This is a genomic window from Streptomyces sp. NBC_00009 (assembly GCF_045040855.1).
In the GTDB taxonomy this organism is placed as follows: Bacteria; Actinomycetota; Actinomycetes; order Streptomycetales; family Streptomycetaceae; genus Streptomyces; species Streptomyces aureus.
Window position 1 is genome coordinate 2,941,669 of the sequence record NZ_CP108312.1, and the last position, 12,916, is coordinate 2,954,584.

Annotated in this window: 15 protein-coding genes; 9 read left to right on the plus strand and 6 right to left on the minus strand. The window is 71.2% G+C overall.

Features of this window, described 5'->3' with window-relative positions; all coding sequences use genetic code 11:
• Positions 1-44: 44 nt before the first annotated feature.
• Positions 45-461, minus strand: a complete 417-nt coding sequence (locus tag OHA58_RS13030) for a hypothetical protein (protein ID WP_405478848.1) — start codon at positions 459-461, stop codon at positions 45-47.
• A 155-nt stretch (positions 462-616) separates the two neighbouring features.
• Here OHA58_RS13030 and OHA58_RS13035 point away from each other — a divergent pair, with 155 nt between their 5' ends.
• Positions 617-1,252, plus strand: a complete 636-nt coding sequence (locus OHA58_RS13035; protein WP_405478849.1) for a uridine kinase — start codon at positions 617-619, stop codon at positions 1,250-1,252.
• Positions 1,253-1,412: 160 nt separating this feature from the next.
• On the opposite strand, the gene OHA58_RS13040 is transcribed toward OHA58_RS13035, so the two are convergent.
• Positions 1,413-2,186 carry a SigE family RNA polymerase sigma factor gene (locus OHA58_RS13040; protein WP_405478850.1) on the minus strand — a complete coding sequence of 258 codons (774 nt, stop codon included), beginning with the start codon at positions 2,184-2,186 and terminating at the stop codon, positions 1,413-1,415.
• Between the two features lie 238 nt (positions 2,187-2,424).
• On the opposite strand from OHA58_RS13040, the gene afsQ1 reads away from it, so the two are divergent.
• From afsQ1 to OHA58_RS13065, 5 genes are all read left to right on the plus strand, one after another.
• Positions 2,425-3,102, plus strand: a complete 678-nt coding sequence (gene afsQ1 / locus OHA58_RS13045) for a two-component system response regulator AfsQ1 (RefSeq protein ID WP_030682803.1) — start codon at positions 2,425-2,427, stop codon at positions 3,100-3,102.
• On the plus strand, positions 3,099-4,679 hold the full coding sequence (locus tag OHA58_RS13050) for an ATP-binding protein (RefSeq protein WP_405478851.1): 1,581 nt from the start codon (positions 3,099-3,101) through the stop codon (positions 4,677-4,679). Before afsQ1 ends, OHA58_RS13050 begins: the two co-directional genes overlap by 4 nt.
• Positions 4,676-5,287: a hypothetical protein gene (locus OHA58_RS13055; RefSeq protein WP_405478852.1), complete on the plus strand. Its 612-nt coding sequence runs from the start codon at positions 4,676-4,678 to the stop codon at positions 5,285-5,287. Before OHA58_RS13050 ends, OHA58_RS13055 begins: the two co-directional genes overlap by 4 nt.
• Positions 5,288-5,364: 77 nt before the next feature.
• On the plus strand, positions 5,365-5,907 hold the full coding sequence (locus OHA58_RS13060; protein WP_405478853.1) for a VanZ family protein: 543 nt from the start codon (positions 5,365-5,367) through the stop codon (positions 5,905-5,907).
• Positions 5,908-6,015: 108 nt separating this feature from the next.
• A complete protein-coding gene (locus tag OHA58_RS13065) occupies positions 6,016-6,216 on the plus strand; it encodes a PspC domain-containing protein (RefSeq protein ID WP_100594716.1) in 201 nt (66 codons plus the stop codon).
• Between the two features lie 118 nt (positions 6,217-6,334).
• Here the strand turns inward: OHA58_RS13065 and OHA58_RS13070 are convergent, their stop codons facing one another.
• Complete coding sequence (locus OHA58_RS13070; protein ID WP_405478854.1) at positions 6,335-6,679, minus strand: ATP-binding protein; 345 nt, start codon at positions 6,677-6,679, stop codon at positions 6,335-6,337.
• A 142-nt stretch (positions 6,680-6,821) separates the two neighbouring features.
• Positions 6,822-7,979, minus strand: a complete 1,158-nt coding sequence (locus OHA58_RS13075; RefSeq protein ID WP_405478855.1) for an adenosine deaminase — start codon at positions 7,977-7,979, stop codon at positions 6,822-6,824.
• 113 nt (positions 7,980-8,092) lie between these two features.
• On the opposite strand from OHA58_RS13075, the gene OHA58_RS13080 reads away from it, so the two are divergent.
• Entirely contained in the window at positions 8,093-8,851 is a 759-nt protein-coding gene (locus OHA58_RS13080) for a prolyl oligopeptidase family serine peptidase (protein ID WP_405478856.1), read from the plus strand.
• Here the strand turns inward: OHA58_RS13080 and OHA58_RS13085 are convergent, their stop codons facing one another.
• Positions 8,852-9,823 carry a LysR family transcriptional regulator gene (locus tag OHA58_RS13085; protein ID WP_405478857.1) on the minus strand — a complete coding sequence of 324 codons (972 nt, stop codon included), beginning with the start codon at positions 9,821-9,823 and terminating at the stop codon, positions 8,852-8,854.
• A 62-nt stretch (positions 9,824-9,885) separates the two neighbouring features.
• Here OHA58_RS13085 and OHA58_RS13090 point away from each other — a divergent pair, with 62 nt between their 5' ends.
• On the plus strand, positions 9,886-11,175 hold the full coding sequence (locus OHA58_RS13090; RefSeq protein ID WP_405478858.1) for an MFS transporter: 1,290 nt from the start codon (positions 9,886-9,888) through the stop codon (positions 11,173-11,175).
• Positions 11,176-11,324: 149 nt separating this feature from the next.
• Entirely contained in the window at positions 11,325-12,317 is a 993-nt protein-coding gene (locus tag OHA58_RS13095) for a sigma-70 family RNA polymerase sigma factor (protein ID WP_405478859.1), read from the plus strand.
• Here the strand turns inward: OHA58_RS13095 and OHA58_RS13100 are convergent.
• Positions 12,219-12,590 (minus strand): STAS domain-containing protein, encoded by a 372-nt coding sequence (locus OHA58_RS13100; RefSeq protein WP_405478860.1) that lies wholly within the window; start codon positions 12,588-12,590, stop codon positions 12,219-12,221. The two genes, OHA58_RS13095 and OHA58_RS13100, sit on opposite strands and share 99 nt — an antisense overlap.
• Between the last annotated feature and the right edge of the window lie 326 nt (positions 12,591-12,916).

Sequence of the window (12,916 nt, forward strand, 5' to 3'; positions counted from 1 at the left end):
GTCTTTCGTCCGGGGCGAGCCCAGCCTGATCCGAACGAAAGGCCCTAGCCCGGGAGCAGAGAGCTGGCCGGTCCGACCAGGGGGAGGTCGGCCAGGGCGCCGCCCTTGGCCACGGGACCGGTCGCGACGGCCGTGGTCACCGGCTTGAAGTCGGCGACCTGCGTACCGACCGCGTTGTCGAGCGGATCGACCCCGGTGCCGGAGAGCGGGTTGAGCTTCAGGTGCTTGACCGGGGCGAGACCCCCGGCCGATGCGGACTCGAGCGCCCCCGCCACCGCTCCCCCGGCCGCCGCGGCGTCGAGGTCGCCGACCGGCGAGGCAAGAGGCGCGGCGGCGGGCTCCGCCGCACTGGCGCTCACCGCACCCCCGCCGAGCGCCGCCCCCGCGGCGGTGAGGGTGAGCCCCGCGCGCAGCAGCGCACGCTGGGCCGTCGAGGACTTCTTCGCTGAGTGTCGTGCCATGAGGTGCCGCCCGTTTCCGGTACCGGCGGCCGGTTGGCCCGCCGCCGCAGATCGAGTAATCGTACGCGTACGCAGAGTAGTTGAGGCGCGGCCGTGCCACAAAGGCCGACCCGCAGGGTCCACCGGGGGCGGAGGATGCAGCACACTGGTGTCTCGTGAGTTCCCATCCCCCGATACCGACCCGGGTCGTCCTGCTGGCAGGTCCTTCCGGCTCCGGCAAGTCGTCGTTCGCGTCCCGCTCCGGGCTTCCCGTGCTGTGCCTGGACGACTTCTACAAGGAGAGCGACGACCCGACGCTGCCGCAGGTGCCGGGCAGCTCGGACATCGACTGGGACTCGCCCCGCTCCTGGGACACGGAGACGGCCGTCGCCGCGATCGCGGAGCTGTGCCGCACGGGCCGCACCCGTGTTCCCGTCTACGACATCGCGTCCAGCTCGCGCGTGGGCGAGGAGACGCTCGACATCGAGCGCACGCCGCTGTTCATCGCGGAGGGCATCTTCGCCGCCGACATCGTGGAGCGCTGCCGGGACCTCGGTCTGCTCGCCGACGCACTGTGCCTGCGCGGCCGCCCGTCCACGACGTTCCGGCGCCGGCTGCTGCGGGACCTCAGGGAGGGCCGCAAGTCCGTGCCGTTCCTGCTGCGCCGCGGCTGGCGCCTGATGCGCGCGGAGCGCGCCATCGTGGCCCGCCAGACGGCGCTCGGCGCGCACGCGTGCGGCAAGGAGGAGGCCCTCGGCCGCCTCGCCGCGGCCGCCGCGGGCCGTTGCGTGAAGGCCCGAGCCCAGGCGTGAGCGGCCCGCACACCCCGTACGCATGAGAAACGGGACCGGAGAGACCCCCCGGCCCTCCGGTCCCGCTTCATTCCCCCGTGAAGATCCCCCGTGATCCCCCCGGTACCGCTCCCCCGTACCACCGTCGCGTCCCCCCGGAGCGACGGCCCGCCCCCTGCCTTCAGGCCACCAGCTCGCCGAAGGACTCCTCCAGGTCACGGCCGAAGCTGAGGACCTCGTCCTCGCGCAGCCGGCGCAGGGAGCGCCAGATGCTGGACTTCACCGTGCCGACACTGATGTCGAGGATGTCCGCGATCTCGGGGTCCGTACGACCCTCGTAGTACCGCAGGACGAGCATCGTGCGCTGCAGTTCGGGAAGGCGGGCCAGGGCCTGCCAGAGAACCGCGCGCAGCTCCGTGCCGCGCATCGCGTCCGTGTCGCCCGCCGTCTCCGGCAGTTCCTCGGTCGGGTACTCGTTCAGCTTGCGGCGGCGCCACGCGCTGATGTGCAGATTGGTCATGGTGCGGCGGAGGTAGCCCCCGACCGCCGCCTTGTCGCTGATCCTGTCCCAGGCGCGGTACGTCGAGAAGAGGGCGCTCTGGAGCAGGTCCTCGGCCTCGAACCGGTCACCGGTCAGGTGGTAGGCGGTTGCGTACAGGGAGGCGCGGCGTTCCTGGACGTAGGCCGTAAACGCCGCTTCGGCGTCTGCAGTCTCCGACAGGGACTTCTTCCGCTCCCCCGATTCCTCCCCGTACGCGGCTCCCCCGTCGGATACCGCCTGGTTCGCGTCAACCACCGTCATGTACGTGGTGTGCTGACGCCCGGCGCCGCGAGCGCACCCCCGCCCGCTCACGGCACCGGACAACTCGTGCTTCCCGGAACCGGGACTCCGCACGAGAGCGTCATGAAGACGTGTGACAACTGCGCCAGTGGTGGTGCTGTGCAGCGTGTTCATCTCGCGCCCCCCGTCGTGGAGTCTCGGTTTCCCGTGGCTCGTAAGGACTTGCGTCCTTGCGATGTCCAAAAGCTTGCCCGGGCCACTTCATGACGGTGTCCGTCGACTGTCACAGACCTGTCACAGAGCCCGGGCGTGTGCGAGTCGTGTGCGGATGGGGCCCGATGCCCCCTCATTACGAGCTTGGGAGCGCTCCAACGGTCGAACTTGAGCCGTGCCATGGGACAGAATGGCGTCTGTGCCTTCCCTGTTGCTGATCGAGGACGACGACGCCATCCGAACGGCCCTGGAGCTGTCCCTTACGCGCCAGGGCCATCGGGTTGCCACCGCTGCCACCGGCGAGGACGGTCTGAAGCTGTTGCGTGAGCAGCGGCCGGACCTGATCGTGCTGGATGTGATGCTGCCCGGCATCGACGGGTTCGAGGTGTGCCGGCGCATCCGGCGCACGGACCAGTTGCCGATCATCCTGCTCACGGCGCGCAGCGACGACATCGATGTGGTGGTCGGGCTGGAGTCCGGCGCCGACGACTACGTCGTGAAACCGGTGCAGGGGCGGGTGCTCGACGCCCGGATCCGCGCGGTGCTCCGGCGGGGCGAGCGGGAGGCGAACGACGCGGCGTCGTTCGGCAGTCTCGTCATCGACCGGGCCGCGATGACGGTCACGAAGAACGGCGAGGACCTCCAACTGACGCCCACGGAGCTGCGGTTGCTCCTCGAGCTGAGCCGCAGGCCGGGCCAGGCGCTGTCGCGGCAGCAGCTGCTGCGTCTGGTGTGGGAGCACGACTACCTCGGTGACTCGCGGCTCGTCGACGCGTGTGTGCAGCGGCTGCGCGCGAAGGTCGAGGACGTGCCGTCGTCGCCGACGCTGATCCGCACGGTGCGCGGGGTCGGCTACCGGCTGGACACGCCTCAGTGACTGATGCGCACGACCGGCTGCGGGGGTGGGCCGCGGCGAAGAAGGCGATACTCGCCGGCCTGCGCTTCACGAGCCTGCGGCTGCGGCTCGTCGTCGTCTTCGCCCTGGTGGCGCTGACCGCGGCGGTGTCGGCGTCGGGGATCGCGTACTGGCTCAACCGCGAGGCGGTCCTGACCCGCGCGCAGGACGCGGCGCTCAGCGACTTCCAGCAGGAGATGCAGAACCGCGCCGCGGCGCTGCCCGAGCATCCGACGCAGGGCGAGTTGCAGCATGCCGCGAACCTGATGGCGTCCAGCAGCCAGCACTTCAGCGTGCTGCTGATCAGCGACGACAAGGATGGACGGCGGATCGCGGGCAACTCCGATCTGGACGCGATCACGCTGGCCGAGGTGCCGCGTTCGCTGCGGGACGCAGTGAACAGGAAGCAGCCCCTCACGGACGGCAACAAGCACCCGTACCACCTGTACTGGCAGCGGATCGTCAGCAATGACACGCCGTATCTGGTCGGTGGGGCGCGGGTGATCGACGGGGGGCCGACGGGCTACATGCTCAAGTCCCTGGAGCCGGAGGCGAAGGATCTCAACTCCCTTGCCTGGTCGCTCGGGATCGCCACGTTGCTCGCGCTGATCGGTTCGGCGCTGCTCGCGCAGGCCGCGGCGACGACGGTGCTCAAGCCGGTGCACCGGCTCGGGAGGGCGGCCCGGCGGCTCGGCGAAGGGAAGCTGGACACGCGTCTGCGGGTGTCCGGTACGGATGAACTGGCCGATCTTTCCCGGACGTTCAACCGGACCGCGGAGAATCTGGAGAAGCAGGTCGCCGACATGACTGCGCGCGAGGAGGCGTCCCGGCGCTTCGTCGCCGACATGTCGCACGAGCTGCGTACGCCGCTGACCGCGATCACCGCGGTGACGGAGGTACTCGAGGAGGAGCTCGACGCGGAGACCGGTTCGGTCGACCCGATGATCGAGCCGGCCGTGCGCCTCGTGGTGAGCGAGACGCGCCGGCTGAACGACCTGGTGGAGAACCTGATGGAGGTGACCCGTTTCGACGCGGGCACCGCCCGGCTCGTCCTCGACCACGTCGACATCGCCGACCAGATCACGGCCTGCATCGACGCCCGCGCCTGGCTCGACGCGGTGGACCTGGACGCGGAGCGCGGCATCATGGCCCGCATCGACCCGCGCCGCCTCGACGTCATCATGGCGAACCTGATCGGGAACGCGCTCAAGCACGGCGGCTCGCCGGTGCGGGTGTCCGTGCGGCTTGCGGACTCGGCGCTGGTGATCGAGGTGCGTGACCACGGGCCCGGCATCCCGCAGGACGTGCTCCCACATGTCTTCGACCGGTTCTACAAGGCGAGCGCGTCGCGGCCGCGTTCGGAGGGCAGCGGGCTCGGGCTCTCGATCGCCCTGGAGAACGCGCACATCCACGGCGGCGAGATCACGGCCGCCAACTCCCCCGAGGGCGGCGCCGTGTTCACGTTCCGGCTGCCGCTCGACGCGTCACCGCTGACGCTGCCGCCCGATGACGAGGGCGCCGTCGGTGGCGGTTCCGGTGAGGAGGGCGGCGCGCGATGACCGCACGCAAGGCAAGACGGCGTTACGCGGTGCTGGGCGCGGCGGTTCTCGCCGTGCTGCTCGCCGGGTGCGGGATCAGGCCGACGGAGGTGCCGACGGACTTCGGGGCCGCGCCGTCACGGGTGCCGTGCACGCTGTCGGGGCCGGATCTGGGGTCGCGCTCGGGCGGCGAGTTCGCCGTGCAGGTGTATCTGGTCTGTACGTCGCAGCTGGTGAGCGTCGACCGGTCGGTGACCCTGCCGAAGGGGCAGGGCGCCTCGGACCGGGTGCGGCTCGCGCAGGCGCTGCTCGACGAGCTGGAGCAGTCTCCGGGCGGCGCCGAGCGGCAGGCGGGGTACACCACGGACGTCAGGCCCGGGATGACCGTCTCGGGGCCGGGCAAGGGTGACCCGGACAACGCGCTGCGGCTGAGCGTCCCGCCGGACGACCTCTCGCCGTACGCGCTGGCCCAGATCGTGTGTACGTATGCGAACGGCGGGGCCGCGGCAAAGGACGACAAGGTCGTGCTCGGCGGGCCGGGTGACGACGCTCTGCGCGCGTACGACTGTTCTCCGGAGATGCGGACGCGGCCGGGGCTCGTCCCGGCGCCCGCAGAGACGGTCGGCTGACGGGGGCGGGCGCGGTGGTCGCGGGCGGACGCCGGCGACGCGGAACCGATCGTCCCGCCGTCCGCGTCTTGGGGGGCGTGCAGCGCCATCGCCCGGGCGGCTCCAAGGCCGCCATCCGCTTCCGTACGGCAGGGGTAGTCCTCCTTGCCGCGCATCTGCTTCTCGTCTGCTGGATCACGCTGCGACCACTGGACGTGCCGTGGGTCAGCGCCGCGAACCTGCATCCGTTCGCGGGGATCCGGGCGGATCTCGCGCTCGGCCCGGCGGAGGCGGTGCGGCGGATCGGCAAGGAGCTGCTGCTGCTCGCCCCGCTGGGGGTGCTGCTGCCGATCGCCGGGGGGCGGCTCGTCGTCTCGCCGCTGGGTTCGCTGGTGCGTACGGTCGCCGCCGGAGCGCTGCTCTCGCTCGGCATCGAGCTGCTGCAGACCGGGGTGCCGGGGCAGGTCGTGGACATCGACTCACTGTTCCTGAACACGCTGGGTGTGGCCCTCGCGCACGCGGCCGTGGTGCCGACCCTCAGGGGCTGGCTCCGCCGCAGGACCGAGGTCACCGCCCTCCCCCGGGAGGAGCCGTCTCAGGGGCGGACCCCGACGATTTCCAGGGTCGGCGTCGCCCCGTGAGCTGACGCTTCGCCCGGTTCGTCACCGTAGCTTTGAAGCCATCAGAGACGTCCCGGCCGTCCCGGCCAAGGGGGCGCCTCACCGCTACGGTTCGCGAAGGAGCCCACCATGACCGCCCTTGCCCGCCCCACGAACGGACGGATGATCGGCGGAGTGTGCGCAGCGCTGGCAAGGCGCTTCGGCACCTCCGCGACCACGATGCGCGTGATCTTCGTGCTCTCGTGTCTGCTTCCCGGTCCCCAGTTCCTGCTGTACATCGCGCTGTGGATCCTGCTGCCGAGCGAGGGCAAGGTCCGCCAGGCGTGGTGACGACGGGGCCCGCAGGCTGATGTACGACAAGGAGGGGTGCACCCGCGCGCGGGTGCGCCCCTCCTGTGTTTCCGTGCGTGTGCTCCTGCGTGTCCGTGCGTGTGCCGTGTCGGGTGGGTCAGCCGACGGGCAGGGCGCCGCCGGCGGGCAGCGAGTTGACGGGCAGGCCGCCGAGGAGCCCGGAGACCGGGTCGCTGCCGTCGGTGGGGAGGGCCTTCTGGACGGCGGGCGCGGCGGCGTTCAGGCCACCGGCGACGGCGTTCTTGCCGGCGGTCAGGGACTCGGTGCCACCGGCCGGCAGCACCTGCGCGACCTGCTCGGCGGGGAGCGTGCTGGTCACGGTGTCCAGGGCGGAGCCCGCGTCCGGCAGGGCGGGGGCGGCGGACGCGGCACCGGCGCCCGCGGCGGCGAAGGCGGCACCGAGAGCGGCGACACCGAGGGTCTTGACAGCAGACTGCTTCATTATGAAATGAGTCCTCGTGAACGGGGGCTTGAGCGGTCCACGACCGTAAACATGCGTCAGGGCGCGTTGCAAACAGCGAAATACGCGCGGAAGCGGCCGGGAGTCAATACTCCCGGCCGCTCCGGATTCGCACAAAGAGACGCTACTGCGCGACAGAACCCCTGGTCGAGGCGGTCTGACGGAACAGCCATTCGGATTTCAACTCGGCATACCCCGGCTTGATGACGTCATTGATCATGGCCAGTCGTTCATCGAAAGGAATGAATGCTGATTTCATCGCATTGACAGTGAACCACTGCATGTCGTCGAGCGTGTAGCCGAAAGCGTCGACCAGGTGCTCGAACTCGCGGCTCATGCTGGTGCCGGACATGAGGCGGTTGTCCGTGTTCACCGTGGCGCGGAAGTGCAGCTTGCGGAGCAGGCCGATGGGGTGGGCCTCGTAGGAGTCGGCGGCGCCTGTCTGGAGGTTGGAGCTCGGGCACATCTCCAGGGGGATGCGCTTGTCGCGTACGTAGGAGGCGAGGCGGCCGAGCTCGACCGTGCCGTCGTCCTCGACCTTGATGTCGTCGATGATCCGCACACCGTGGCCGAGGCGGTCGGCGCCGCACCACTGGAGCGCCTGCCAGATCGAGGGCAGGCCGAAGGCCTCGCCCGCGTGGATCGTGAAGTGGTTGTTCTCGCGCTTGAGGTACTCGAAGGCGTCGAGGTGGCGGGTGGGAGGGAAGCCCGCCTCGGCGCCCGCGATGTCGAAGCCGACGACGCCCGTGTCGCGGTAGCGGTTGGCGAGTTCGGCGATCTCCAGGGCGCGGGCCGCGTGCCGCATGGCGGTGAGCAGGGCGCCCACGCGGATGCGGTGGCCGTTGGCCCTGGCGCGGCGCTCGCCCTCGCGGAAGCCCGCGTTGACCGCCTCGACGACCTCTTCGAGGGTGAGGTCCTGTCCGAGGTGCTGCTCGGGGGCGTAGCGGATCTCGGCGTAGACGACGCCGTCCTCGGCGAGGTCCTCTGCGCACTCGGCGGCGACCCGGAACAGCGCCTCGCGGGTCTGCATGACGGCGCAGGTGTGGGCGAAGGTCTCCAGGTAGCGCTCGAGGGAGCCGGAGTCGGCGGCCTCGCGGAACCAGATGCCGAGCTTGTCGGGGTCGGTCTCGGGGAGGTTCTCGTACCCCTGTTCCAGGGCGAGTTCGACGATGGTGCCGGGTCGAAGCCCGCCGTCGAGGTGGTCGTGCAGCAGTACCTTGGGGGCGCGAACGATCTGCTCGCGGGTCGGAATCTGTGAGTTTCCGCTGGTCTGGCTCGTCATTTCGGCACTCTAACGCCTACGCGCGTAGATTCCGGGTGGCGTCCGCCTGTCGATACGTAACAGTGACCCTGCGGACGGGTGGCGTACACCGGGCCTTCTGACACTGTTCTGTCATGGGACAGCAAGCGACGACGGTCCGTGAGGCCCGGCTCGGGAAGGCCGTGGGGCCCGTCCCCGCGACGGTGAGCGGTGTGGTCCTGCTGCTTCCCGCAGGCGCGGAGACCTCTGCGCGCAGACCGTCACCGCTGGCCTCGGCGACCGTACGGACCCTGGGGCGCGCCCTCGCGCGCGAGGGGCGGCGGGACGGCCTTGCGGCGCATGTCGTGCACTACCGCAGTCGCGGCTGGAACGGCACGCAGGCGCAGCTCGCGCGCGACGCCGACTGGGCGGCGGACGAGGCCGTGCGGCGCTACGGCGACGTCCCCGTGTGCCTCGTCGGCGTCGACATGGGCGCCCGCGCGGCGCTGCACGCGGGCGGGCACAGCGCCGTCAACTCGGTGCTCGCGCTTGCCCCTTGGCTGCCCGAGGAGGACGTCGCCGCGCCCCTCGAACCGGTGAAACAGCTCGCGGGCCGCCGCGTCCTCATCGTGCACGGCACGAACGACGAGCGCACGGATCCCGAGCTGTCGTTCCGTCTGGCCGCCCGCGCGAAGAAGTCCAACCGCGACATCTGCCGTTTCGAGGTGCACTCCGACGGTCACGCGCTCCACCAGCACCGCACCGAAGTCCACGCCCTGGCCCGTGACTTCGTGCTCGGCTCGCTCTTCGGCCGGGCGTTCTCGCGCCCGGTGCAGGACGCGCTCGCCGCGCCGCCGCCGCTGGGGCTGCGGATGCCCCTGGCCTCGGGCTTCGGCAGGTCCCTCGGGCGGTGACTACTCCTCCGCGCGGGTCCACTCGGAGAGCAGCTTGCCGCGCCGGGAGAGCAGGAACTTCTTGAACGCGGCCACCGGCGGGGTGTCCGGATGCCCGTCGAGCCAGGCCACGCCGATCTCGCGCACCGCCCTCTGCCCGGTCACCGTCAGCTCCACAACTCCCGGGCGTGGTACGGCAGGTGGCGGCAGGAGCGCCACGCCGAGGCCCGCAGCGACCAGGCCGCGCAGGGTCTCCGTCTCCTCCCCCTCGAAGGCGATGCGCGGCTTGAACCCCGCCTCCGTGCACAGGCCGTCCGTGATGCGGCGCAGCCCGTAGCCGGGTTCGAGGGTCACGAACGTCTCGTCGGCCGCCTCCGCGAGACGGACGCGCTTTCGGCCCGCGAGGCGGTGGTCGTCGGGGACGACCAGGCGCAGGCGCTGCTCGTCGAGGCGGCGCGCGACGAGGCCGGGCGCGTCGGGAATGGGAGAGGTGAGGCAGAGGTCGAGCTCGCCGGCGCGCAGGCGCTCCAGCATCGCCTCGCCGTAGTTCTGGACGAGGCTGAAGCGGATGCGCGGATGGTCGGCGCGGAAGGCGCGGATCAGGCCGGGGACGGTCTCGGAGCCCATGGTGTGCAGGAAGCCGAAGGCGACCTTGCCCGACGCGGGGTCGGCGTCGGCCCGTACCGACTCGGCGGCGCGGCCGACCTCGGCGAGCGCCTTGTCGACGGACGTGAGGAACGTGCGGCCCGCCGGGGTGAGCGAGACGGTGCGGCCGTGGCGCGCGAACAGCTCCACGCCGAGGTCCTGTTCGAGGCGGACCAGGGCGCGCGACAGCGTCGACTGGGGGATCTCGAGCTCGTGGGCGGCCCGCGTGACGTGCTCGGTGCGGGCGACCGCGGCGAAGTACGACAAGCGTGGCGCGAGCGTCGTCACGATGTCTTCTGTGTCACTGGATGGTGACAGACGAGCCTCTGAACTCTGTTTATGCGCCATGGGATCGATTATGGCGTTTTCATGCATTGGACGCATGAAACACGGAGGCCTACGTTCGAGACATGCCTCCTGCCAGTAGCGGGGCGGCCGCCACCCACGCGGTCGCCGCCCGTAAGCCGTCGTCCCCCGAAGCCCCCGACACCCGTCTGAACCCGGGCGGACCCGGCTACCGCCGGATGAGTTTCGCCCTCTTCCTGGCCGGGGTCGCGACCTTCGCCCTGCTCTACTCCACGCAGGCCCTGCTCCCGCTCGTCTCGGCGGACTTCGGCGTCAGCGCGAGCGCCGCGAGCTGGACGGTGTCCGGCGCGACGGGCGCGCTCGCTCTGTGTGTCCTGCCGCTGAGCGCCCTGTCGGAGCGGTTCGGGCGGCGCACCGTGATGACGGCGTCCCTGTCGGTGGCGGTCGCGGTCGGCCTGCTCGTGCCGTTCGCGCCCTCGCTCGGCGCGCTGATCGCGCTGCGGGCGCTCCAGGGTGCCGCTCTCGCCGGTCTGCCGGCCTCGGCGATGGCGTATCTCGCGGAGGAGGTGCGGCCCAAGGCACTGGTCGCCGCGATCGGCCTGTTCGTGGCGGGCAACTCCATCGGCGGGATGAGCGGCCGGGTCATCACCGGGTGGGTCGCGCAGGAGTGGGGCTGGCGCGCGGCGGTCGGCACGATCGGCGTGATCGCCGTGGCGTGCGCGATCGCGTTCCGGCTGCTGCTGCCCCAGCCGCGGCACTTCAACCCCGGCTCGCTGCGGCCGCGGGTCCTGGCCCGCACGGTGCGCGGCCACCTCGCGAACCCGCTGCTGTGCCGTCTGTACGTGATCGGCGCCCTCTTCATGACGGTCTTCGGCGCCGTGTACACGGTGATCGGCTACCGGCTCACGGCCGCGCCGTTCTCGCTCCCGCAGGGCATCATCGGCTCGATCTTCCTGGTGTACCTGGTGGGTACGGTCTCCTCGGCCGCGGCCGGCAAGCTCGTCGCGCGGCTCGGGCGGCGCGGGGCGCTGTACCTGGCGGTGGGCACGACGGCGTCCGGGCTGCTGCTCTCGCTCGGCGACTCGATCATCCTGGTGCTGCTCGGCCTCGTCCTGATCACGGCGGGCTTCTTCGCCGGGCACGCGGTGGCGTCGTCCTCGGTCAGCCACACGGCGACGCACGGGCGGGCGCAGGCGTCCGCGCTGTACCAGTCCGTGTACTACATCGGCTCCAGCGTGGGCGGCACGCTCGGCGCGGTGGCCTTCCACGCAGGCGGCTGGGCCGGGACCGTGGCCCTCGGCCTGGTGGCGGTGCTCGGCGTCGTGTCGGTGACTCTGTGGGGCTCGCACGCGGCGCGCGTTCAGCAGCGGCAGACGCTCGTGGCGGCGCACTGACCGCGTTCGGATCTTACTGACAACGGCCCCCGGACCGGCGTATTTCGCCGGTCCGGGGGCCGTTGTCAGTGCACTGCGGTAGCTTCCGAAGTGCTGGGACTTGCATGGACTTTCGGGACTTGCCAGAAGCCGCAGGGCGGGGTGTGGACATGAGTGACATCGCAGGGACGACCACTGAGCTGGACGTCCGTCTCGAGCAGTACCGGGTCGAGCTGACCGGGTACTGCTACCGGATGCTGGGCTCGGCCTTCGAGGCCGAGGACGCGGTGCAGGACACGATGGTCCGCGCCTGGCGCAGCTTCGACAAGTTCGAGGGCCGCTCCAGCCTGCGGTCGTGGCTGTACCGCATCGCGACGAACGTCTGCCTGGACATGCTGAACGCGGGCAACAAGCGGGCCCGACCGATGGACCTGACGGCGGCGGCGCCGCTGGCGCAGGCGGCGCTCACACCCCGGCCGGACAACGTGTGGCTGGAGCCGATGCCGGACGCGCGCGTGCTGCCGACCGTGCACGACCCTGCGGAGGCGGCGGTGGCGCGGGAGTCGGTGCGCCTCGCCTTTGTGGCGGCGCTCCAGCAGCTGCCCGCCAAGCAGCGGGCTGTGCTCATCCTGCGCGAGGTCCTGGCCTGGAAGGCACAGGAGGTCGCCGAGCTGCTCGACACGTCGGTGGCGTCGGTGAACAGCGCGCTCCAGCGGGCCCGCGCCACGCTCGCCGAACCCCCGGCCGAGAAGAAGGGCTCCGACAGCGAGCTGGACGAGGAGCACCAGGCGCTCCTCGAGCGCTATGTCGCCGCGTTCGAGGGATACGACATGAAGGCCCTCACGGCGCTGCTCGCCGAGGACGCCATCATGACCATGCCGCCGTTCGACCTGTGGCTGCGCGGCACGCCGGACATCACGGGCTTCATGACGACGATCGGCGCCTCATGTGCCGACAGCCGCCTGATGCCCGTCGAGGCCAACGGATCGCCCGCGTTCGCCCACTACAAGCCCGACCCGGACAACGGCGGGTTCGCGCCGTGGGCCGTCCAGGTCCTGGAGATCTCAGAGGGCCGGATCACCGGACTCCACTGCTTCCTGGACACGGCCCGCTATTTCCCGCTGTTCGGTCTGCCGCTCCATCTCGACGACCAGGCCGCCTAGGCCGGGCAGGCCGACCAGCTGAAGCAGGGCCCACAGGGCCGGGGACGGATCGCGCAGCCGCAGTCCTGACCCGGCCCTGCGGGCGGCGAGCTGCATCCGGGCGAGCGCGTCCACGGTGGCGAGGTCGGCCGTGGTGACGGCCGCGAGGTCGCAGACGACGTCGCGTGCGGGGGCGCGGGCGCACGCCGTGCGCACCTGCTCGCACAGGTGCGGCACGTCGCCGCGGCGCAGGGGGCCGGCGAGAGCCAGGTCGGGAAGTCGGGAAACAGCCACGCAGGGGAGACCTGCCCGGCGACGGGAACTCATCGGCGGTCCGGCCGCGCGCCTAGGGTCTTTCGTTTGGATCAGGCCGGATCAGGGAGCGGGGTCTGGTGCCGTGCATCGCAAGGCGGAGGAAGGAGTCGACGCGGAGCGTCGGCGAGTGACGACAACGCCGCGAGGTGCGGTGCCAGACCCCGCGAGCCCGGCCTGATCCAAACGAAAGACCCTAGTGCCATGCATCACGTTCCCCATGTGTCGCGCGCATCACGTTGACCCCGCGTCGGGTGCCCTCCGACGCTATGGGGATGCTCCTTGATCGCGTACCTGCTCAGCCGTCC

What these genes read in the sequence shown, in the direction of transcription:
- OHA58_RS13030 (WP_405478848.1), bottom strand. Translation starts at nt 461, where the DNA reads ATGGCACGACACTCAGCGAAGAAGTCCTCGACGGCCCAGCGTGCGCTG.
- OHA58_RS13040 (WP_405478850.1), bottom strand. Translation starts at nt 2,186, where the DNA reads ATGAACACGCTGCACAGCACCACCACTGGCGCAGTTGTCACACGTCTT.
- OHA58_RS13055 (WP_405478852.1), top strand. Translation starts at nt 4,676, where the DNA reads ATGACCGCACGCAAGGCAAGACGGCGTTACGCGGTGCTGGGCGCGGCG.
- OHA58_RS13065 (WP_100594716.1), top strand. Translation starts at nt 6,016, where the DNA reads ATGACCGCCCTTGCCCGCCCCACGAACGGACGGATGATCGGCGGAGTG.
- OHA58_RS13070 (WP_405478854.1), bottom strand. Translation starts at nt 6,679, where the DNA reads ATGAAGCAGTCTGCTGTCAAGACCCTCGGTGTCGCCGCTCTCGGTGCC.
- OHA58_RS13075 (WP_405478855.1), bottom strand. Translation starts at nt 7,979, where the DNA reads ATGACGAGCCAGACCAGCGGAAACTCACAGATTCCGACCCGCGAGCAG.
- OHA58_RS13080 (WP_405478856.1), top strand. Translation starts at nt 8,093, where the DNA reads ATGGGACAGCAAGCGACGACGGTCCGTGAGGCCCGGCTCGGGAAGGCC.
- OHA58_RS13085 (WP_405478857.1), bottom strand. Translation starts at nt 9,823, where the DNA reads ATGGCGCATAAACAGAGTTCAGAGGCTCGTCTGTCACCATCCAGTGAC.
- OHA58_RS13090 (WP_405478858.1), top strand. Translation starts at nt 9,886, where the DNA reads ATGCCTCCTGCCAGTAGCGGGGCGGCCGCCACCCACGCGGTCGCCGCC.
- OHA58_RS13095 (WP_405478859.1), top strand. Translation starts at nt 11,325, where the DNA reads ATGAGTGACATCGCAGGGACGACCACTGAGCTGGACGTCCGTCTCGAG.